The organism is Pseudonocardia nematodicida (assembly GCF_040105385.1).
GTDB lineage: Bacteria > Actinomycetota > Actinomycetes > Mycobacteriales > Pseudonocardiaceae > Pseudonocardia > Pseudonocardia nematodicida.
Genome location: NZ_JBEDNQ010000014.1, coordinates 49,452 through 69,437, shown reverse-complemented (window position 1 = coordinate 69,437; position 19,986 = coordinate 49,452). Strand labels below are relative to the sequence as shown.

21 protein-coding genes are annotated in these 19,986 nt (G+C 74.1%); 14 read left to right on the top strand and 7 right to left on the bottom strand.

Going from position 1 to position 19,986, the window contains the following annotated elements; translation table 11 throughout:
• Window positions 1-110: 110 nt before the first annotated feature.
• The 14 genes from WIS52_RS28065 to WIS52_RS28005 all read left to right on the top strand — a co-directional run bounded on the left by WIS52_RS28065 (window position 111) and on the right by WIS52_RS28005 (window position 12,894).
• Window positions 111-1,220 carry an ABC transporter substrate-binding protein gene (locus WIS52_RS28065; protein WP_349301412.1) on the top strand — a complete coding sequence of 370 codons (1,110 nt, stop codon included), beginning with the start codon at window positions 111-113 and terminating at the stop codon, window positions 1,218-1,220.
• 26 nt (window positions 1,221-1,246) lie between these two features.
• The gene (locus WIS52_RS28060) at window positions 1,247-2,050 is read left to right on the top strand and encodes an ABC transporter ATP-binding protein (protein ID WP_349301411.1); all 804 of its coding nucleotides are present in this window, start codon (window positions 1,247-1,249) and stop codon (window positions 2,048-2,050) included.
• The gene (locus tag WIS52_RS28055; protein ID WP_349301410.1) at window positions 2,040-2,942 is read left to right on the top strand and encodes an ABC transporter permease; all 903 of its coding nucleotides are present in this window, start codon (window positions 2,040-2,042) and stop codon (window positions 2,940-2,942) included. Before WIS52_RS28060 ends, WIS52_RS28055 begins: the two co-directional genes overlap by 11 nt.
• A 57-nt stretch (window positions 2,943-2,999) precedes the next feature.
• Window positions 3,000-3,797 carry an ABC transporter ATP-binding protein gene (locus WIS52_RS28050; RefSeq protein WP_349301409.1) on the top strand — a complete coding sequence of 266 codons (798 nt, stop codon included), beginning with the start codon at window positions 3,000-3,002 and terminating at the stop codon, window positions 3,795-3,797.
• A gap of 21 nt (window positions 3,798-3,818) precedes the next feature.
• The gene (locus WIS52_RS28045; RefSeq protein WP_349301408.1) at window positions 3,819-4,844 is read left to right on the top strand and encodes an aliphatic sulfonate ABC transporter substrate-binding protein; all 1,026 of its coding nucleotides are present in this window, start codon (window positions 3,819-3,821) and stop codon (window positions 4,842-4,844) included.
• Entirely contained in the window at window positions 4,841-5,671 is an 831-nt protein-coding gene (locus WIS52_RS28040; RefSeq protein ID WP_349301407.1) for an ABC transporter permease, read from the top strand. Before WIS52_RS28045 ends, WIS52_RS28040 begins: the two co-directional genes overlap by 4 nt.
• A gap of 34 nt (window positions 5,672-5,705) precedes the next feature.
• Window positions 5,706-5,891 carry a putative leader peptide gene (locus tag WIS52_RS31805; RefSeq protein WP_432422480.1) on the top strand — a complete coding sequence of 62 codons (186 nt, stop codon included), beginning with the start codon at window positions 5,706-5,708 and terminating at the stop codon, window positions 5,889-5,891.
• 470 nt (window positions 5,892-6,361) lie between these two features.
• A complete protein-coding gene (locus tag WIS52_RS28035; protein WP_349301406.1) occupies window positions 6,362-7,210 on the top strand; it encodes an ABC transporter permease in 849 nt (282 codons plus the stop codon).
• Window positions 7,183-7,896, top strand: coding sequence for an ABC transporter ATP-binding protein (locus WIS52_RS28030; RefSeq protein WP_349301405.1), 714 nt, complete (start codon window positions 7,183-7,185; stop codon window positions 7,894-7,896). Before WIS52_RS28035 ends, WIS52_RS28030 begins: the two co-directional genes overlap by 28 nt.
• A gap of 11 nt (window positions 7,897-7,907) precedes the next feature.
• Entirely contained in the window at window positions 7,908-9,041 is a 1,134-nt protein-coding gene (locus tag WIS52_RS28025; RefSeq protein WP_349301404.1) for an LLM class flavin-dependent oxidoreductase, read from the top strand.
• The gene (locus tag WIS52_RS28020; protein ID WP_349301403.1) at window positions 9,038-10,120 is read left to right on the top strand and encodes an Rrf2 family transcriptional regulator; all 1,083 of its coding nucleotides are present in this window, start codon (window positions 9,038-9,040) and stop codon (window positions 10,118-10,120) included. The genes WIS52_RS28025 and WIS52_RS28020 overlap by 4 nt, the downstream gene beginning before the upstream one ends.
• Complete coding sequence (locus WIS52_RS28015) at window positions 10,120-10,584, top strand: cupin domain-containing protein (protein WP_349301402.1); 465 nt, start codon at window positions 10,120-10,122, stop codon at window positions 10,582-10,584. The genes WIS52_RS28020 and WIS52_RS28015 overlap by 1 nt, the downstream gene beginning before the upstream one ends.
• Complete coding sequence (locus WIS52_RS28010) at window positions 10,581-11,564, top strand: ABC transporter substrate-binding protein (protein ID WP_349301401.1); 984 nt, start codon at window positions 10,581-10,583, stop codon at window positions 11,562-11,564. The genes WIS52_RS28015 and WIS52_RS28010 overlap by 4 nt, the downstream gene beginning before the upstream one ends.
• A gap of 13 nt (window positions 11,565-11,577) precedes the next feature.
• Window positions 11,578-12,894, top strand: a complete 1,317-nt coding sequence (locus WIS52_RS28005; RefSeq protein ID WP_349301400.1) for an LLM class flavin-dependent oxidoreductase — start codon at window positions 11,578-11,580, stop codon at window positions 12,892-12,894.
• 80 nt (window positions 12,895-12,974) lie between these two features.
• Here WIS52_RS28005 and WIS52_RS28000 read toward each other — a convergent pair whose 3' ends face one another.
• The 7 genes from WIS52_RS28000 to WIS52_RS27970 all read right to left on the bottom strand — a co-directional run bounded on the left by WIS52_RS28000 (window position 12,975) and on the right by WIS52_RS27970 (window position 19,576).
• Window positions 12,975-14,126 (bottom strand): MFS transporter, encoded by a 1,152-nt coding sequence (locus tag WIS52_RS28000; protein ID WP_349301399.1) that lies wholly within the window; start codon window positions 14,124-14,126, stop codon window positions 12,975-12,977.
• Window positions 14,119-15,021, bottom strand: a complete 903-nt coding sequence (locus WIS52_RS27995) for an ABC transporter substrate-binding protein (RefSeq protein WP_349301398.1) — start codon at window positions 15,019-15,021, stop codon at window positions 14,119-14,121. The genes WIS52_RS28000 and WIS52_RS27995 overlap by 8 nt, the downstream gene beginning before the upstream one ends.
• A 28-nt stretch (window positions 15,022-15,049) precedes the next feature.
• Window positions 15,050-15,787: an ABC transporter ATP-binding protein gene (locus WIS52_RS27990; RefSeq protein ID WP_349301397.1), complete on the bottom strand. Its 738-nt coding sequence runs from the start codon at window positions 15,785-15,787 to the stop codon at window positions 15,050-15,052.
• A complete protein-coding gene (locus WIS52_RS27985; protein ID WP_349301396.1) occupies window positions 15,784-16,614 on the bottom strand; it encodes an ABC transporter permease in 831 nt (276 codons plus the stop codon). Before WIS52_RS27985 ends, WIS52_RS27990 begins: the two co-directional genes overlap by 4 nt.
• Window positions 16,611-17,630, bottom strand: coding sequence for an ABC transporter substrate-binding protein (locus tag WIS52_RS27980; protein WP_349301395.1), 1,020 nt, complete (start codon window positions 17,628-17,630; stop codon window positions 16,611-16,613). The genes WIS52_RS27985 and WIS52_RS27980 overlap by 4 nt, the downstream gene beginning before the upstream one ends.
• 182 nt (window positions 17,631-17,812) lie before the next feature.
• Window positions 17,813-18,679: a substrate-binding domain-containing protein gene (locus WIS52_RS27975; protein WP_349301394.1), complete on the bottom strand. Its 867-nt coding sequence runs from the start codon at window positions 18,677-18,679 to the stop codon at window positions 17,813-17,815.
• 135 nt (window positions 18,680-18,814) lie between these two features.
• Window positions 18,815-19,576, bottom strand: coding sequence for an IclR family transcriptional regulator (locus WIS52_RS27970; protein WP_349301393.1), 762 nt, complete (start codon window positions 19,574-19,576; stop codon window positions 18,815-18,817).
• Between the last annotated feature and the right edge of the window lie 410 nt (window positions 19,577-19,986).

Below are 19,986 nucleotides of genomic sequence, written 5' to 3'. Positions count from 1 at the left end.
GCTCGCCCGGGCGAGCCCTCGACAGCCGACCGTGCCCGGCGACGGGCACCCCCTGATGCACCGCGCCCGCCTTCCGGGCGCGGCCCACCACGGAAGGACCCCTGTCCCCGATGTCCCCGCACGTCCTGCGCCCTGATTCCGGGCGTCGCAGCTCCCGGCGGCGTACCGCCGCCGTCCTGCTCGCACTGCTCGCCACGGTCGGTGTGCTGGCCGGCTGCACCCGCGCCGACGAGAGCGGCACCGCGGCCGGCGAGACCTCCCCCGCCGCCGAGGTCCGGCTCGGCTACTTCCCCAACATCACCCACGCCCCCGCGCTGATCGGGGTGGAGCAGGGCCTGTTCGCCGAGGAGCTGGGCGACACCACGCTCACCCCGCAGACCTTCAACGCCGGCCCGGACCAGGTCAACGCGCTCCTCGGCGGGTCGATCGACGTGTCCTTCATCGGCTCCGGCCCGACGATCAACGCGTTCGCGCAGTCGAACGGCGAGGCGGTCCGGCTGGTGGCCGGGTCCACCTCGGCCGGCGCCCAGCTCGTCGTCTCCCCCGACATCACCTCGCCCGAGCAGCTGCGCGGCAAGACCATCGCCACCCCGCAGCTGGGCAACACCCAGGACGTCGCGCTCAAGACCTGGCTGAGTGAGCAGGACATCCCGATCGGCGACGGGCCGGACGCGGTGACCGTGCAGAACATCGAGAACCCGCAGACCCTGGACCTGTTCCGCAGCGGTCAGGTCGCGGGCGGCTGGCTCCCGGAGCCGTGGAGCTCGCGACTGGTCGACGCCGGGGCGTCGGTCCTGCTCGACGAGCGCGAGCTCTGGGAGAACGGCGAGTTCCCGACGACGGTGATCATCGTCCGGACCGAGTTCCTGCGCGACCACCCGGAGACCGTCGAGGCGATCCTGCGCGGCGAGCAGCGGGCGATCGAGCTCATCCGCGACCAGCCCGACGAGGCCAAGACGGTCACCAACGCGGCGATCGAGGAGATCACCGGCAACGCGCTGGCCCAGCCGATCCTCGACCGCGCGTTCACCGAGCTGACCTTCGACTCCGACCCGTTGGCCGGCACCTTCCCGCAGCTTGCGCAGGACGCGGTGACCGCCGGGGTCGCGGACAGCGCCGCCGACCTGAACGGGCTGGTGGACCTGACCGCGCTGAACACGGTGCGCGAGAGTGCCGGCGAGCCCGCCGCTGACCCGGCCGGGCTGGCCGCGGCGAACTGACACCGACCACGGAGAAGGGGACCCTCATGACGGTCGACATCACGACCCGGCGCGCGGCGGCGCGGACCTCCGCCGTCGAGCTGCGCGGCGTCGGCAAGACCTTCGGCACCGGCGCCGGGGCCGTCACCGCGCTCGACGGCATCGACCTGCAGGTCGCCGACGGTGAGTTCGTCTGCGTGCTGGGCGCGTCCGGCTGCGGCAAGTCGACGCTGCTGAACCTGCTCGCCGGACTCGACGGGCAGACCTCGGGCTCGGTCCGGGTGAGCGCCGGCCGGCCGTCGTTCATGTTCCAGGAGGCCGCGCTGATGCCGTGGCTGACGGCGCAGCGCAACGTGGAGCTCCCGCTGAAGCTGGCCGGGCACGGCCGTGCCGCCCGGCAGCAGCGGGCCCGGGAGCTGCTCGCCCTGGTGCGGCTCGACGACGTGGGGGGCAAGCGCCCGCACGAGCTCTCCGGCGGCATGCGGCAGCGGGTCTCGCTGGCCCGGGCGCTGGCGGCGGCCACCGGGCTGGGCACCGAGTCCTCCGAGGGACCCGGCCTGCTGCTGATGGACGAGCCGTTCGCCGCGCTCGACGCGATCACCCGCGACGTCCTGCAGGGCGAGCTGCTGCGGGTGTGGCGGGCCACCGGGACGACGATCGTGTTCGTCACGCACGACGTGCGGGAGGCCGTCCGGCTCGCCGAGCGGGTGGTCCTGCTGTCGTCGCGGCCGGGCACCGTCGTCCGTGAGTGGACGGTGCCCGCCGACGGCCACGACGCCGAGCGGCAGGCGCAGCTGCACGACGACATCACCGGACGGCTGCGGCAGGTGATCACCAGTCATGCCGCGTGAGGAGGAGGGGCGGCAGGTCGGCGTGGTCGAGTCCGACCGGGACTCCGCGGCGGCCGTCGCGGGGCTGGACGCGCTGGACACCCCGGTCGTGCGGACCACGCCGGCCTGGCAACGGTTCCTGCGGACCTGGCTGCCGCCGCTGGTCGCCCTGGCGATCGTCGTCGTGGTCTGGCAGCTGGTCTGGGCGTCGGCGATCGTGGCGGAGTACCGGTTGCCCGCACCGGGTGTGGTCGGCGCCGAGTTCGCCGAGGTCGTCGCGAGCGGGCAGATCTGGTCGATCCTCTGGACGTCGCTGAGCCGGGCCGCGCTCGGCTTCCTGCTCGCGCTGGCCATCGCCACCCCGCTCGGCCTGGTGGTCGCCAAGGTGCCGGTCGTGCGGGCCGCGATCGGCCCGCTGCTGACCGGCCTGCAGTCGCTGCCGTCGGTGGCCTGGGTACCGGCCGCCGTGCTCTGGTTCGGGCTGACCAACACCACGATCTTCTTCGTGGTGCTGCTCGGGTCGGTGCCGTCGATCGCGAACGGGCTGGTGGCGGGCATCGACCAGGTGCCGCCGATCCTGCCGCGGGCCGGTCAGGTACTCGGTGCGACCGGGTACGCGATGGCCCGGCACATCCTGCTGCCCGCCGCGCTGCCCGGCTACCTGGCCGGGTGCAAGCAGGGCTGGGCGTTCGCCTGGCGGTCCCTGATGGCCGCGGAGATCATCGCCGCCGGACCGGCGCTGGGCCTCGGGCTCGGTGCGTACCTGAAGTACGGCGCGGACCTCAACAACATCGTCCAGGTGTTCACCGCGATCCTGCTCATCCTGATCGTCGGGATCGGCATCGAGCTGCTGGTGTTCCGGCCGCTCGAACGACGGGTGCTGCGGGCCCGCGGGCTCGCGCTGACCGTGTAGCCCGCCACATCCGACCCCTCCGCATCCGGCCCCTCCGCATCCGAACGAGGAAGTTCCATGCAGACCGTCTCCACCTGGGCTCCACCCGCCTCGGTGCGGCTCCACTCGGCGGACCGTGCCTTCGGTAGCGGGCCCGGCACCCGCCTCGTCCTCGACGGCGTCGACCTCGACGTCGCCGCCGGGGAGGTCGTCGCGCTGCTCGGCGCGTCGGGCTGCGGGAAGTCCACCCTGCTGCGGCTGGTGTCCGGGCTGGACCGGCCGACCGGCGGTGCGGTCCTGATCGACGGCGAGCCGGTCACCGGTGTCGAGCGCCGGGCCGCCGTCGTCTTCCAGGAACCCCGGCTGCTGCCGTGGCGCAGCCTCGCCGACAACGTCGCGTTCGGCGTCCCGGACGGGACGTCGCGCGCCGACCGGGACACCGCCGTCGCCCACGCGCTGGACGCGGTCGGGCTGAGCGAGTTCGCGGGGTACCGGCCGCGGGCGGTGTCCGGCGGGATGGCCCAGCGCACCGCGCTGGCCAGAGCCCTCGTGCGGGCGCCGGGCGTGCTGCTGCTCGACGAGCCGTTCGCCGCGCTCGACGCCCTGACCCGGCTGAAGATGCAGGATCTGGTCGACGACCTGCAGCGCACCTCGGGCGCGACGATCCTGCTGGTCACCCACGACGTCGACGAGGCACTCCACCTCGCCGACCGAGTCGTCGTCCTCGGCCGGCCGGAGCCGGACCGGGGCGCCTCGGTCGTGCACGACCTCACCCCGCCGGCGGCCCGTCCGCGCGACCGCAGCGACCCCGAGCTCGTCGCGCTGCGCGCGGACCTGCTCGAGCGCCTCGGCGTCCCCACCCACCACTCCCGCTGAACCGGAGAGCTTCCTGTGCGCTTGTCCCGCTCCCTGCTCGTACTCACAGCCGGCCTGCTCGTGCTCTCCGGCTGCGCCGCCGGCGAGAACGCCGACGGCTCCGTCGACTCCGGATCCGGCGGGTCCTCCGGGGCCTCCGTCCGGCTCGACTACGCCTACTACAACCCCGAGAGTCTGGTGATCAAGGAGCAGGGCTGGCTGGAGGAGGAGCTCGGCGCCGACTCCGTCGAGTGGGTCCTGTCCCAGGGCAGCAACAAGGCCAACGAGAACCTGCGCGCCGGCGTCGTCGACATCGGTTCGACCGCCGGGACACCGGCGCTGCTCGCCCGCGCGAACGGCTCCCCGATCAAGTCGATCGACGTCTACAGCCGCCCCGAGTGGTCCGCGATCGTCGTCCCGGCCGGGTCGGACATCACCGGCCCGGAGCAGCTGGCGGGCACCCGGGTCGCGGTCACCCAGGGCACCGACCCGTACTTCTTCCTGGTCCAGACCCTGGCCGGGGCGGGCCTGAGCCCGTCCGACGTCGAGATCGTCAACCTGCAGCACTCCGACGGGCGGACCGCGCTGGAACGCGGTGACGTCGACGCCTGGGCCGGTCTCGACCCGTTCATGGCCCAGAGCGAGCTCGACGCCGGGTCGCAGCTGATCTACCGGAACCTCGACTTCAACTCCTACGGGCTGCTCAACGCGAACGAGTCGTTCCTGGAGCGCGACCCGGAGACCGCCGCGACCGTGGTCCGCGCCTACGAGCGGGCCCGGGCCTGGATCGTCGAGAACCCCGACGCGGCCGTCGAGACCCTCGCCGAGGCCGCGAGCATCACCCCGGAGGTCGCGCGGCTGCAGCTTCTCGAGCGGACCCAGGTCGACATCGATCCGGTGCCCGGACCGGCCCAGCGGGAGGTGCTGGAGCGGCTCGTCCCGACCCTGGTCTCCGAGGGGCTCGTCCGCTCCGAGGACGACACCCGCACCGCGCTGGACACCCTGTTCGAGCCGCGGTTCGCCCGGGACGCCGCCGGGACCCGATCGGACGGGACGGCCGGGGAGTGACCGTCACCGAACCGCCGCTCACCCGGCCCGACGCCCCGCCGAGCACCCCGGCCGGGCGCTCCTCGCGACGGCTCCGGAGCGTGCTCGCCGCGGCCGGGGCGGGCCTGGTGCTGCCGGTGCTGCTCGTCGTCGGCTGGCACCTGCTGGCCGCGTCCGGCCGGTTCTCCCCCGCCCAGCTGCCTGCCCCGCTCGACGTAGCCGCCGCGCTCGGCGAGCTCGCAGGCCGCGGCGAGCTGTGGCAGCACATCGCGATCAGCATGCAGCGGGTGCTGCTCGGGTTCGCCGCGGGCGCCGGTGCCGGCCTCGTCCTCGGCGGGCTCGTGGGCCTGTCCGTGCAGGTGCGGGCCTTCCTGGCACCGACGGTGCAGGCGATCCGCGCCGTGCCGTCGCTGGCCTGGGTCCCGCTGCTGCTGCTCTGGCTCGGGATCGGCGAGACGCCGAAGATCACCCTGGTCGCGATCGGCGTGTTCTTCCCCGTCTACACGACGATCGCCGCGGCGCTGGAGCACGTCGATCCGAAGCTCGTCGAGGTGGGCCGCGCCTACGGGCGCTCCGGGCTCCGGTTGTTCCTGCAGGTCCAGCTGCCGGCGATCGCGCCGCCCGCGCTGTCCGGGCTGCGGCTCGGGCTGGCCCAGGGCTGGCTGTTCCTGGTGGCGGCCGAGCTCATCGCGTCGTCGATCGGACTGGGGTTCCTGCTCATCGACAGCCAGAACACCGGCCGGACCGACATCCTGCTGCTGGCGATCGTGCTGCTGGCGCTGCTCGGGAAGCTCACCGACGCCGTCCTGGGGGTCGGCGAGCGGGCGCTGCTGCGCCGCTGGACCTGAGGCTCGCGGGCGGTGATCCGACCGGTTCGCGACGATGACCTGTCCGGACCGGTCGGCACCCTGTCCCACCAGGCGAAACACAGTGACGGCAATCCCAACTCCCAGGGTTGGGTTTCCGGGCGCCCCGGGCTACGGTCGTCCCATGACGGGTTCGGCGCTGCTCACCACGCGGGAGCACATCGACCTCGCACGCGTCGCCTCGGCGCTCTGTCGACCCTGACGAGCATTCCAGCCTGACGAGCCTCAGCGCCCGGGGCGGCCGGCCTGCCGGGGCGCCCCCGGCCCCGGCGCGACCGCCGAGCCGGGCCGTGCACATCCGGTGATCATCGGATCGGTTCCGGTCGGTGCCGTCGACGGCACCGAGCGGAGCCGGGACGGCGATCACCGGCCCGATCCGGGGTCCTGACCGAGGCGCCCCGGCACTCCGGAAAGGTTACCGACGGTCCGGTTCGGGCCGCCCGGTCCCGGACGCTCAGCACCGGCCCGGGCTCACGCCTGGCCGCGGTGATCACCGAACGGGTTCCGGTCGATGCCACGAACGGCACCTGCCGGAACCCGGACAGCGATCACCACGGCGGATCCCGTCGGGCACGCCCCGCGGCCGGACCCACCGCGGCGCCCGGCCACCCCGTCGCGGCCCACCGGCACCCCCTTCCACCCGGAGCCCGCCGACCACTCCCAGGGAGCCCCATGACCACGACCACCGAACGGACGGCGCGCGCCAAGGCGCCGCCCGACGTCGAGACCCTCCGCACCCGGCAGGGACGCGGGTCCGCACAGGTACCCCGCTGGCTGGTCAAGACCATCTCGCCGGTCGCGCTGATCGCGCTCTGGGAGGTCCTGGCCGAGACCGGCGTCCTCCCCCGCGACGTGCTGGCCGCACCGTCGACGGTCGCCGTCACCGCGGCCGGCATGTGGGCCGACGGCACCGTGCAGAGCGCGGTGGCCGCCTCCGGCCTGCGGGTGATCGTGGGCATCGCGATCGGCCTGGTCGTCGCCGTGGTGCTCGCCGTCCTGTCCGGCCTGTTCCGGCGCGGCGAGGACATCATCGACGCCCCGGTGCAGATGATGCGGACGGTCCCGGTCATCGGCCTCATCCCGCTGCTGATCATCTGGTTCGGCATCGGCGAGGAGCCGAAGATCGCGCTGATCGCGCTGGCGGTGACCTTCCCGCTCTACATGAACCTGTTCGGCGGGATCCGCAACGTCGACGCCGGGCTCGTCGAGGCCGCCCGCACCCTCGGGCTCGGCTGGTTCGGCCAGGTGTGGCACGTGATCCTGCCGTCGGCGATGCCGCAGTTCCTGGTCGGGCTGCGCTACTCGCTCGGCACCGCCTGGCTGGCCCTGGTGTTCGGCGAGACGATCAATGCCACCTCCGGGATCGGCTACGAGATGAACACCGCGCGCGAGTTCTTCCAGACCGACGTGATCGTCGTCTGCCTCGCGCTCTACGCACTGCTCGGCCTGCTCGGCGACGCCGTCGTGCGGCTCCTGGAAAGGGGGCTCCTGTCATGGCGACCGGCGTTCAGCGGACGGTGAACCCCGTCTCGGTCCGTGGCCTGAGCAGGCGCTTCGGCGACCGGGCGGTGATCGACGGGCTCGACCTCGACATCGAACCGGGCCAGTTCGTGGCGCTGCTCGGCGCCTCGGGATGCGGCAAGTCGACCCTGCTGCGGGTGCTGGCCGACCTCGACCACGACGTCACCGGGGAGGTCACGGTCGCCCGCAGACGGGCCGTCGGGTTCCAGGCACCGCGGCTGCTGCCGTGGCGGAAGGTGTGGCGCAACGTCATCATGGGGCTCCCCGGACGGCCGGACCGGGCCCGGGCCGAGGCCGCGCTGGCCGAGGTCGGGCTCTCGCACCGCACCGACGTGTGGCCGAAGGTCCTCTCCGGCGGCGAGGCGCAGCGCGCCGCGCTGGCCCGGGCCCTGGTCCGCGAGCCGGATCTGCTGCTGCTCGACGAGCCGTTCTCCGCGCTCGACGCGCTCACCCGGATCACCGCCCGCGGGCTGGTCGACGAGCTGTGGCAGCGGCACCGCTGCGCCGTGCTGCTCGTGACGCACGACGTCGAGGAGGCGCTCGTGCTCGCCGACCGGGTGCTGGTCATGGAGAACGGCCGGATCGGCTACGACGCCCCGGTCCCGCTCGACCGGCCGCGCGACCTCACCCACCCCGACTTCCAGTCCCTGCGCGCCGAGCTCCTCGGGCGCCTGGGCGTTCACTGAGAGGGCACGTCATGTCCGTCGAGTTCATCGGCATGATCGGGACCCAGGAGGTCTCCGAGATCCACCCGGCGACCGGTCCGGTCGTCGACCGCGACACGGTGCGCCGGTTCGCCGCCGCGCACGAGGACGCCGGGTTCGACAAGGTCCTGATCGGACACTCGTCGTCCACCCCGGACGGCCTGCAGGTCGCCGCCTACGCCGCCGCGCACACCGAGCGGCTGGGCTTCCTGGTCGCGCACCGGCCGGGCTTCACCGCGCCCACGCTGGCCGCCCGCCAGTACGCCACCCTGGACCACTTCTCCGGTGGCGGGCGGGTCGCGATGCACGTCATCTCCGGCGGCAGCGACACCGACCAGCGCCGCGACGGCGACCGGCTGGCCAAGGACGAGCGCTACGCCCGCACCGACGAGTACCTGTCGGTGGTGCGCCGCGCCTGGTCCTCCCCCGGCGCGTTCGACCACCACGGCGAGTACTACCAGGTCGACGGCGTGCAGCAGGAGATCCGCCCGCTCGCCCCGATCCCGGTCTACTTCGGAGGGTCGTCGGAGGCGGCCTACCGGGTCGGCGGCCGGCACGCCGACGTGTTCGCGCTGTGGGGCGAGCCGCTGGCCGGCACCGCGGAGCAGATCGGCCGGGTGCACGACGCCGCCCGCGCCGAGGGCCGCACCGTGCTGCCCCGGATCAGCGTGTCGTTCCGGCCGATCCTCGGCGACACCGAGGAGCAGGCCTGGGCCCGCGCGCACGAGGTCCGGGACCGGATCGTCGCCGCGAAGGGCGGCGCCGGGTCCTTCACCGGCACCCGGATGCGCGAGGCCGGGGCGCCCGCGAACGTCGGGTCGCAGCGGCTGCTCGCCGCCGCCGAGGCCGGCGAGGTGCACGACCGCTGCCTGTGGACCGCGACCGCGGCGGCCTCCGGCGCGGCCGGCAACTCGACCGCGCTGGTCGGTACCCCGGAGACGGTGGCCGCGGCACTCGCCGACTACGTCGACATCGGCGTCACGACGCTGCTGATCCGCGGCTACGACCCGATCGCCGACGCCGCACGCTACGGCCGCGAGCTGCTGCCCGCGGTGCACGCGGAGCTGGCCCGGCGCGGGACCGCGGACCGCGCCGGTCGCGGGGCCCGTGCGGAGGTGGGGGTGTGAGCGCGCCCGCGTCCGCCGCGGCGGTCTGGAGCCCGGAGGGCACCTCGCGCGGGACCGTCGCCGTCCTCGCCGGGCGCGGCGAGCACGGCGCCGTCTACGCCCGGTTCGGCCGCCGGCTGGCCGCCGACGGCTGGACCGTCGCCGTGCACGACCCCGGAGCCGGCGACACCGAGGTGCTCGCCGCGCTCGCCGACGCCGACGGCGCGCGGGTGCTGCTCGGCTCGGACGTCGGGGCGCTGCGCGCCTGGGAGCTGGCGGCGTCCGGCACGACCAGGGTGGACGGCCTGGTCCTGGCCGGCCTCCCGGCCGGTCCGGCGGCCGTCGCGCCCGACGGTCACGAGGGCGAGCTCGACGCCCGCACCGCGTGCCCGGTGCACCGCGGCGTGCTGGAAGCCGATCCGGACTTCGGCTGGGGGGCGCTCACCGCACCCCCGCCCCCGGTACCGGACGTGCCGCTCCCCGACGTGCCGGTGCTCTGGCTGCACGGCGACGCCGACCCGGTGGCGCCGGTCGACGCCGTGCGGTCGCTGGGCCGCGCGAGCGACGAGCTGGCCGTGGTCGCCGACGGCGTGCACGACGTGCTGAACGACCAGTTCCACCGGATCGTCGCGGCCCGGCTCGTGCTGTTCCTGGAGCGGCTGGCGAAGGGGGCGCGGTTCGTCGCGCCCGACGCCCCGGCCGCGTCGGGCGCACGCCGCGCCGCACCGTTGCACGTGTCGGCCCGGCTCGACCACGCGCTGCGCGCCCTGGCCGAGCTGGCCACGGCCGGCGACGACGGCCGGCTCACCTGCGAGGCCATCTCCCGCTCCTGTGGCATCCCGCTCAACTCGCTGGTCAACGTGATGCTCCAGCTCCGCCGCGGCGGACTGGTCAGCAGCCGCCGCGGCTGCGAGGGCGGCTACCGGCTCGCCCGCCCGGCCGCGGAGATCACCGTCCTCGACGTCGTCCTGGCGACCGAGGGATCGCTGGCGAGCGTGCGCGCCACCGGTGGGGCCGCCCCGCTCTGGGCCGACCTGGAACGCACCGTCGCCGAGTTCCTCACCACCCGCTCCCTCACCCTTCTCACCCCGGAGCCGTGATGCCCGACGCCTTCCACCCCGACCTCGCCCCCGCGCTCCCCGCGCACGCGCGCGTCCACCTGGTCCGCGGCGCCGACCTGTCCGGTGACACCGCCCAGACCAGCGGCATGAGCCGTCGCGAGGCGGTCAGCGGCCGGACCGTCGGTTCCTCGAAGCTGTGGACCGGCGAGACGCACGTCGCCCCGGCCACGAACTCCGGCGACCACCACCACGGCGAGGCCGAGACCTCGATCTACGTGGTGAGCGGCCGCCCGCGGTTCGTCTTCCACGACGGCACCGGCGAGGTCGTCCTGCAGACCGAGCCGGGCGACTACGTGTTCGTCCCGCCCTACGTCCCGCACCGCGAGGAGAACCCCGACCCGGACAACCCGGCCGTCGTCGTGATCTCGCGCAGCACCCAGGAGGGGATCGTCGTGAACCTCCCCGCCCTCACCCCGCTCACCGATCCGGAGACCCACTCGTGAAGCGCCTGCTCGTCGCCCTGACCGCCGTCGCGGCGCTCGGCCTGACCGCCTGCTCGTCGGGCGGCCAGGACGCCGCCGCCGACGGCCCGGTCGACCTGTCCACCGTCACCCTGAACGTCGGCGACCAGGCCGGGATCCAGCAGGCGCTGCTCGAGGCCTCCGGGGCGCTCGAGGGTGCGCCCTACCAGGTCGAGTGGGCCCAGTTCCCGGCCGCCGCACCGCTGCTGGAGGCGCTGCGCAGCCAGGCGATCGACATCGGCGTGGCCGGCGACGCGCCGACCCTGACCGCGCTGTCGTCCACCGACGACATCTCGATCGTCGCGGCGACGCGGGTCCCGCAGCAGTACGGCCTGTCGCTGCTGGTGCCGGCGGACTCGCCGATCCAGTCGGTGGCCGACCTGCGGGGCAAGAAGGTCTCCCCCACCACCCAGGGCTCGGTGGGCCACTACCTGCTGCTGCAGGCGCTGAACGAGGCCGGGCTGACCGCCGCCGACGTCGAGGTCTCCTTCCTGCAGCCGGTCGACGCCGCCGCGGCGATGTCGTCCGGCGCCATCGACGCCTGGTCCACCTGGGACCCCTACACCGCGGTCGCCCAGGAGGAGCAGGGTGCGCGCGTGCTGCGCGACGCCGAGGCGCTCGCCGCCGGCCTGACCTTCCTCGACGCGAACACCGACTCGCTGGAGGACCCGGGCATCCGCGAGGCCATGCAGGACTTCGTCGCCCGCTACGGCCAGGCCGTGCAGTGGGCGCAGGAGAACCCGGCCGAGAGCGCCGCGATCTACACCCAGCTCACCGACCGGCCCGCCGCCGTCGCGAACCTGATGGCCGAGCGCGCCGAGCGTGACCTGATCCCGCTCGACCCGGCGGTGATCGACGAGATCCAGGAGGTCGCGGACAACTACCGGGAGTACGGCGTGCTGCGCAACGAGGTCGATGTCGCCGGCGCGGTGCAGGACCTGTCCCTGGCCCCGGCGTCCTAGGGGTGGCGCGCAGATGCATCTCGGCCTGTACCTGAGCGAGGCCGGTCTGCACGCCGGTGGCTGGCGGCACCCCCGCTCCGGGATGGACGCCGGGGCGAACATCGAGCTGTTCCGGCAGCAGAGCCGCACGGCCGAGGACGCCCGGTTCGACTTCGTGTTCGTCGCCGACAAGCTCGCCGTCGACGACATCTACGGCGGCAGTCCGGACGAGGTGCTGCGCGGCCGGGTCAACGTGCACCGCGACCCGATCGTGCTGCTCACCGCGCTGGCCGGCGCGACCTCGCGGATCGGGCTCGCCGCGACCGCGTCGACCACCTACTCCGAGCCCTTCCACGTGGCCCGGACGTTCTCCACGATCGATCACGTCAGCGGCGGGCGGGCGGCCTGGAACGCGGTGACCTCGGTGAGCGACGGCGAGGCCCGCAACTTCAGCCGCGACGCCCACCTCGACCACACCACCCGCTACGACCGGGCGGCGGAGTTCATCGACACCGTGCTGGAGCTGTGGGACACCTGGGACGACGACGCCGTCGTCCTCGACCGGGCCGGGTCGGTCTACGCCGACCCCGCCCGGGTCCGCCGCGCCGACCACGCCGGGGACTGGTTCCGGGTGGCCGGGCCGCTGACCCTGCCGCGCTCGCCGCAGGGTCGGCCGGTGATCGTGCAGGCCGGGGCGTCCGGCACGTTCCTGGAGGTCGCGGCGCGCACCGCCGAGGTGGTGTTCGCGGTGGCCCCCACCCTCGAGCGGGCCCAGGACTTCCGTGCCGGATTCCGCGCGGCCGTCGAGGCGGCCGGCCGGCCCGCGGACACGGTGAAGGTGCTGCCGGGGATCATGCCGATCGTCGCCGACACCGACGCCGAGGCCCGCACGATGGAGCGGGAGCTGACGGCGCTGGTGCACCCGGTGGCGGGGCTGACCTTCATGTCGGCGTCGATGAACTACGACCTGTCCCGGCACCGGGTGGACGCGCCGGTACCGGACGTCCGGGACGAGCTGCGCGGGTCCAAGGGCCGCTTCGAGCACGTCATCGGCGACGCGATCGAGCGCGGGATCACCCTGGGCGAGCTGGCCGTGGAGTACGCGGCGAGCCTGTCGTTCCCCACCCTGGTCGGCTCGGCGCGGACCGTGGCCGACGAGATGGAGCGCTGGTACGCCGAGGGCGGTGCCGACGGGTTCATCGTGCTGCCCGCCGTCGCGCCCGCGTCGCTCGACGACGTCGCCCGGCTCGTCGTCCCGGAGCTGCAGGCCCGCGGCCTGGTCCGGCGGGAGTACCCGGGCACGACGCTGCGCGACCACCTCGGCCTCGCCCGCCCGGCGCCGGTGCGCTGAGCACGCCCGCGCCGCACGGGTTCCGGCTCCGCCGCACAGATCGTGGCTCGTGCTGCGCGACCGAAACCCGTGCGGCGCCGTCAGCGCCGTCGCCAGGTGGCGAGCAGGAGTAGCGCGAGCACCGGTGCGAGCGCTGTCGCCGCGAAGCCGAGCGCTCCGGCGGAGGTGTAGAGCGGCACCCAGATCAGCGGTGCCAGCGCCCCGCCGAAGAACTGGAACGACAGCGCCAGCGACGCCGCCCCGGCCCGGTTGCCCTCGGTACTGGTGGCGGCGATCGCGTTGACCGTGGTGCGCAGCCCGGTCACCGCGACCCCGACCGCGGCGATGCCGAGCCCGAGCAGCAGCACCGTCGGCCCGGTCGCGGCGAGCACCAGCCCGCCGGCGAGCAGCACGTTCATCAGCACGCCGGTGCGGCGTGGGCCGAGCGCGTCGAGCCGCCGCCCGAGCAGCGGCGCGGTGAGCAGCCCGGCCACGCCGAACGACGCGGCCAGCAGCCCGCGCTCCCACGGCCCGAGGCCGAAGTCGTCGGCGGCACGCAGGATCGCCAGCACGGTGAGCCCGACGGCGGCCAGGTAGCACAGGAACGACAGCCCGCAGGCCAGCGCGAGGTTCCGGTTGAGCAGCGCCCGCACCGGCGGCGGCCCGGCCGGTCGCGGGCCCGCCGCGTTCATGGTCGGGGGCAGCGCCGCGAGCACCACGGCCACCAGCGCCGGGAACGCGAACGCCAGCCGCCAGTCCATCGCAGCGGACGGCCCCGACACCAGCGGGCTGGCCGCCTGCCCGGCCGCCTGCATGCCGGCGAACCACCCGAGCGCCCGCCCGAGCCCGGCCCGCGGGACGAGGTCGGTGATCGCGGCGACCAGCAGCGGGGTGGTGAACGCGTTCGTGACGCCCTGCAGGGCCCGCGCGGCGAGGAACCACTCGATCGTCGGGGCGAGCACGCACAGCCCGCACGCCACCACGAACGCCATCAGCGACAGCTGCATGGTGCGGGCCCGGCCCCAGCGCTCAGCGAGCGTCCCGGACACCAGCATCACCGCGGCGAACGGCAGCATGTACGTCGTCACGGCCGCCGTGGCGAGCTCCGGTGTGGTCGACAGCCCGGCGGCCACCTCCGGCACCATCGGCGTGACCATGGTGCTGGCATACGGCCCGAGGAAGCCACCGACGTAGAGCGGCCACGCCCGGACACCCGGGCGTGGCCGCGTACCGGTGGTCGCCGGCTCAGACATCCACCAGGTTCTTCACCAGCGAGTCGAAGGTCCGGTCGTCGTCGATCAGGCCCCAGGACACCATCCAGTCGTAGGTGCGCTGGAACTGCGCCTCGGGGTACGGCGCCGGGTCGACGTAGCGCAGCCGGCCCAGCGGGATCTCGTCCGGCGACACCGAGCCGAGCTCGGCCGGGATCTCCGCGGTCAGGTGGTGCAGGTACGGGCGCGGGTCCTCGTTGAGCTTGCGGACCGCCTTCACCACCGCACGGTTGATCCGGGCGTAGGTGTCCTCGTCGATCTGCGGGCCGGCGATCTCGGCGCCGACGTAGAACGCCTCGGCGAGGATCTTGTAGCCCTGCTTCTCGGCGAGGGTGATCCACGGCTCCATCAGCGCCGCGGCCCCGACGGTGCCGTCGCGCAGCGCCTCGAACCGGACCTGCGGGCCGCCGTAGTGCGCGACCGAGATCTCCTCCCGGGGCAGGAAGCCCTCGAGGGTCTGCAGCGCGACGTAGTGCGAGCCGTGGTGGAAGTTCACCGCCACGGTGACCCCGGCCAGGTCCTGCGGGTGGGTCGCGGGGTGGTCACCGCGGACAATGATCGCCTGGCCGTTGACGGCGGCCCGCTTGGACACCACCCGTCCGCCGACGGTGGTGTCCCCGGCGCGGCGGACCTGCCCCCACTCGCAGGCCCGGTACAGCGACGCCTCGCCGCTCTCGAAGTGCGACTTGGTCGCGCCGAACGAGCTGAGCAGCTGGTGGTCCTCCAGCGGGGAGATCCCGGCGTCGGCGTAGGCCTTGGTGACGAACTGGACGTCGACACCCTCCTCGGCGAAGTAGCCCTCGTCCTGGGCGACGAGCTGGGGCAACGAGAACACCAGGGACAGCAGCTCCATGGTGACCTGGGGACGATCGGTCATGTCCGGTTCCTTCCGGTGGGGGCCACGCTCAGGCGAGCGCGGACACGATGAGGCTGTGCAGGTCGAACAGGTGCGGGTCCTCCGCCGAGCGCGGCCGGTCCCGGTCCACCCGGTGCTCGGCGGCGATCCGGGCCGGCCGCCCCGCCAGGACGACGACCCGGTCGGCCAGCAGGGCGGCTTCGAGGGGGTTGTGCGTGACGAGCAGTCCGGTGCGCGGTCGCTGCATCCAGAGCTCCTGGAGCAGCAGGCGCAGCCGCCGGGCGGTGAGCTCGTCGAGCGCGCTGAACGGTTCGTCGAGCAGCACGAGATCCGGTTCGACCGCGAACGCGCGGGCCACGGCCACCCGTTGCCGCTGCCCGCCGGACAGCACGCTCGGGTAGGACCCGGCGTACGGGGTGAGCCCGACCGCGTCGAGGACCTCGTCGGCCGCCGCGGCGTCGAGCCCGGCCGCCTCGAGGGCGAGGACGACGTTCTGCCGGACCGGCAGCCAGTCCAGCAGCCGGGGCTGCTGGAACACCACTCCGAGCCGGGGCCGTCCGATCTCGACGGTGCCGGTGTCCGGAGTGGTCAGTCCGGCGACCACGTGCAGCAGGGTGGTCTTGCCGGTCCCCGAGGCGCCGACGAGCGCGACCAGCTCGCCGTGCTCGACGGTCAGCGAGAAGTCCTCCAGCACGGTCTGCGGGGCGCCGCTCCGGGCGTCGACGAAGGTCTTGCCGATCCCGTCCAGGCGGATGCCCGAGGTCTGCGACGTCACGGGGGTGCTCACACCGACACCACCTTCCGCCAGCGGCCGACCCGTCGCTCCAGGCCCTGCAGCACGCCGTACTCGAGCACCGCCATGACGACGGCGAACAGCAGCGTCCAGGCCAGCACCGCGGCGACGTTCTGCGCGGCGAACGCGTTGTTGAGCTGGTAGCCCACGCCGGACGACATGCCGAACACCTCGACGAGCACGATCACCTTCCAGCCCAGGGACAGGCCGAGCCGGGCACCCGCGAACAGCGACGGCGCGAGCGCGGGCAGCCAGAGCCGGCGCAGCCGGGTGGTGCCGGAGAACCGGTAGACGTGCGCCATCTCCAGCAGGTCCGGGTCGACCGAGCGGACGCCCTGGTAGATCGTCAGGACCAGCGCCGGGGCGGATGCGAGCGCGACGGCGATGACCGGGTTGGCGAGCCCGATGCCGAACCAGATGACGCACAGCAGGGCCCAGACCAGCCCCGGGATGGTCAGCCCGAGCAGCACCGCCGGTTCGAAGAACCGCTGGGCGAACTCGTTGCGCCCCATCGCGATGCCGACCGCCACGGCGACCACGAACGCCAGCGCGAAGCCGAGCGCGACCCGCAGGACTGTGATCCCGAGGTGCTCGGCGAACGAGCCGTCCAGCACGATCTCGACCAGCTCGCCACCGACGTCGCCGACCCCCGGGACCAGGACCGAGTCGAGCAGCACGGCCATGAGCTGCCAGGCCGCCGCGGCGACGACGAGGAACAGCACGGCCGGGCCCACGGCGCGCAGGCGCCGGCGCCGGCGGACCGGGGAGGCCGGGGAGGCCCGCTCCCCGGTGGTGGCGGGGGCGATGTCGGTGGCCGTCATGCCCGGCTCACCTCGATCCACGGGAGCTCGGCCGGGAGGGCCGTCACCAGGCCGACCTGCGCGGCGACCTCGACCTGGCGCCGCAGGTTCGCGAACGCCGTCTCGCCCCACTCGACGGGGTAGACGTCGCGCAGCCGCTGCGGCAGCAGCTCGATCGCGGGCCGCTCGTCGGCGGTGAAGCCGTAGACCTCGTGCAGCTCGGAGAGGATCTGCGGCCGTTCCCGGATGATCTCGTGCGCGCGGACCCGCAGGTCGGCGGCGGCGCGGACGGTCTCCGGCTCGGCGTCCACGAAGGACCGCACGGCACCTTGACCGTTGAGGATGAGCGAGTTCGGGTCCTCGCCCGTGCCCTGCGCCCACTGCTCGCCGACGGTGGCGATCTGCCGGGCGCCCCGGCCGACCAGCCGCGTCGCGTTCGGCTCGATGGTGACGATGGCGTCCACGTCGCCGCGGTCGAACAGCGCCAGCCCGGCGAGCACGGCCCCCGGGAAGAGCTCGTAGTCGGCGGTGAAGTCCGTGCCGTTGACGGCGGCGGCGAGCTGGGTGGAGCGGAACGCGTCGCTGTTGTTGGGCGGCGTCGCCACCCGGCGTCCCCGCAGGTCGGCGGGGGTGCGGTACGGGCTGTTCTCCGGCACCAGCCAGCGGACGTGGTTGGTGAGGTTCGGCGAGAACAGCACGACGTCGGACCCGGCCTCGCCGGCGACGACCGCGCCGAGCGGGCCGAAGCTCGCGACGTCGAGCGCCCGGGAGAGCAGCTTGTTCTGCACGTCGCCGGGACCCGACCCGGAGATCCAGGACACGTCGAAATCGCCGAGCAGGTCGTTGTCCTCGGCGATCGGGCGGATCGCCGACGACGCGGTCCCGGCCCCGGAGTCCTCGATCCGGGCGGTGAGCCGGCCGTCGGCGGCGCCACCGCCGCAGGCGCCGAGCAGCGGGGCGGTCGCGAGTCCGGTGGCGCCGAGCAGCGCGGCGCGCAGCACGGTGCGCCGGTCGGTGGTCAGGGGGCGTACGGGCATGCGGGGGCTCCGTAGGAGGGGGTGGGTCCGCGCGGCGCGCGGCGAGGACGGTCACGCGCTCCGGCGCGACCGGGAGGAACGGGGCCCGTCAGGGCCGGGGTGTCAGGACGGCCGGAGCGGCGGACAGCCGCCGCCGTTGATCAGGCAGAGGTCGATGTGCCGGCGGCGGGTGAGGAACCGGTTCACCGCAGCGTCCGCAGCGTCTCGTACCCGGAGCGCCCGTCGGTGAGCCGCCAGGAGCGCATCCAGGCGTAGGTCTCGGTGAACCGCTGCTCGGTGTAGGGGACCAGGTGGGTGTAGCGGAAGTGATCCTTCCGCAGGTCGGCGGGGTCCAGCCGGTCCCCGGCCTCTGCGGCGATCAGCGGCGTCCAGCGCGCGCGGTCGGCGTTGATCAGGTCGACGGCCCGGTTCACCACGTCTCGGTACCGCTCCTGCCGCTCGGGGGTCAGGTGCGGGGCGAGGACCTGCGAGCCGCGGTACGAGTAGGTGCCCAGCAGGTGCGCGCCGTGCGCGAGCGCCGCGCTGAGGAACGGCTCCATCAGCATGGTCGCGCGGCACCCGCCGGACAGCAGCGACTCCAGCCGCTCGGCCGGCGGCCCGCCGTGGGTCAGCACGATCCGCTGGCGGGGCACCGTGCCCTCGAGCAGGTGCAGGGCCGTGTAGTGCGAGCCGGTGTACTCGTTGATCACGACCGGTACGTCGGCGAGGTCGTGCGGCTCGTTCAGGCGGTCGTCGGTGCTGACCAGGGCCTGCGCGACGACGGCGGCCCGCAGGTAGCCGATCCGCGCACCGCGGGCGCCGCGTTCGAGCCGGTCGATGCCGCCCCACTCGCACACGTTGTAGACGTCGGTGCGGGCCGCGGCGAACTGCGACTCCTTGTGCCGTACGGCCGGGTTGCGCCGGTGGTCGGCGGAGCGGTCGGCCGGGTCCTCGAAGCGGACGTCCAGACCGGCTTCGGCGAACAATCCCTCCCGGACGGCGACCAGCTCGGGCAGGTCGAAGACGACGTGGTTCGGCGACACCACGATGTCGCCCTCATGAGCGTTCACGACCTGCACCTCCCTCCGGTTCGACGACCTCACCGTAGGAAGCGTTCGCCGCGCGCGTCAACAGGGTGTTTGCAGAGTGCGAAAACTGTTCGCGCATCCCGGAAATGTCCGGACAGGTGTCCATCCCTCGCCGGGTCAGAACTCCCCGAACGCCATCGACACGGGCAGCCCCTCCAGGGCGTCTGCCGCGGCGCGGACCAGCGCGCCGATCCCGTCCAGCGCGTCCTCCGGCAGCCGGCTGACCGGGCCCTGGACCTCCACCGCCATCCGGACCAGGTCCCCCGCCGCGACGACGGGCGCGGCGACCGCGCGCAACGCCTCGTCGTGCGGGTCGTCGAGCACCGCGTAGCCGCGGAACTGGGTCGCCATCAGGTCGACCTCGGTGCTCCAGGCCTCGGGCCCCTCCGGTCCGCCCATCACCTCGGCGACCTGGGCGACCGGGTCGGCCCCGAACGCAAGGATCGCGCAGCCGATCGCGGACTCCAGCAGCGGCACCCGCTCCCCCGGCCGTCCGGTGTAGCGCAGCGAGCGGGTGGAGGGCACCGACAGCACGATCAGCACCTCGTCGCCCCGGCGCATGCCGATGCTGGCCGTCTCGCCGGTGCGATCGGCGAGCTCCTTGAGTACGTCCGCGGCTTCCGGGACGCCGGACGCGCCGAGCGACTTGCGGGCCAGGCGAAGCAGCAGCGGGCCCGGCAGGAACCGGTCGGACCCGCTGTCGCGGCAGAGCAGGTTGCCGGCGACGAGGGTGTGTGCCAGCCGGTGCACGGTGGACACCGTCATCCCGGTGACCTTCGCGATCTCGGTGGTGGTGAGCCCCTCGCCGCTGTCCACCACGACGCCGAGCACCGTCGCGGCCCGCGCCACGGACTGGATCTCCGAACCGCGGGAGGGCACGGCGGACTCCGATGTCCGGCCGTTCGCTGGATCCGTCCCGGGAGTCCTCGGCATCGGTCCAGCCTAGGCACCCGGTCCCGGGCACGACATCGCCGACGGAATGCCCCGCCCGGTCCGGCTCCAGCGGCGCCCCGACGGCGTGCGTCCGCGCGCAGATCCGGCATCCGCGCACCGAACACGCACGCGCCATGGCACGCGCGGACGCACGATCGGCGCGCGGACAACGGATCACCGCGCGAGCGGGACGGGGACGGGACCGAGGTCACGTCGGCCCCGGGCCGGGCCGCGGCCACCCGTCCGTATGATCGTCGGCGTGCGACACCCCGGTTCGAGCGTCGGCGACCTCCTGGTCGGCCGGGCATGGCTCGACCTCGGGTACATCGCGAGCGCGACCTGTCGGGTCTGACCCT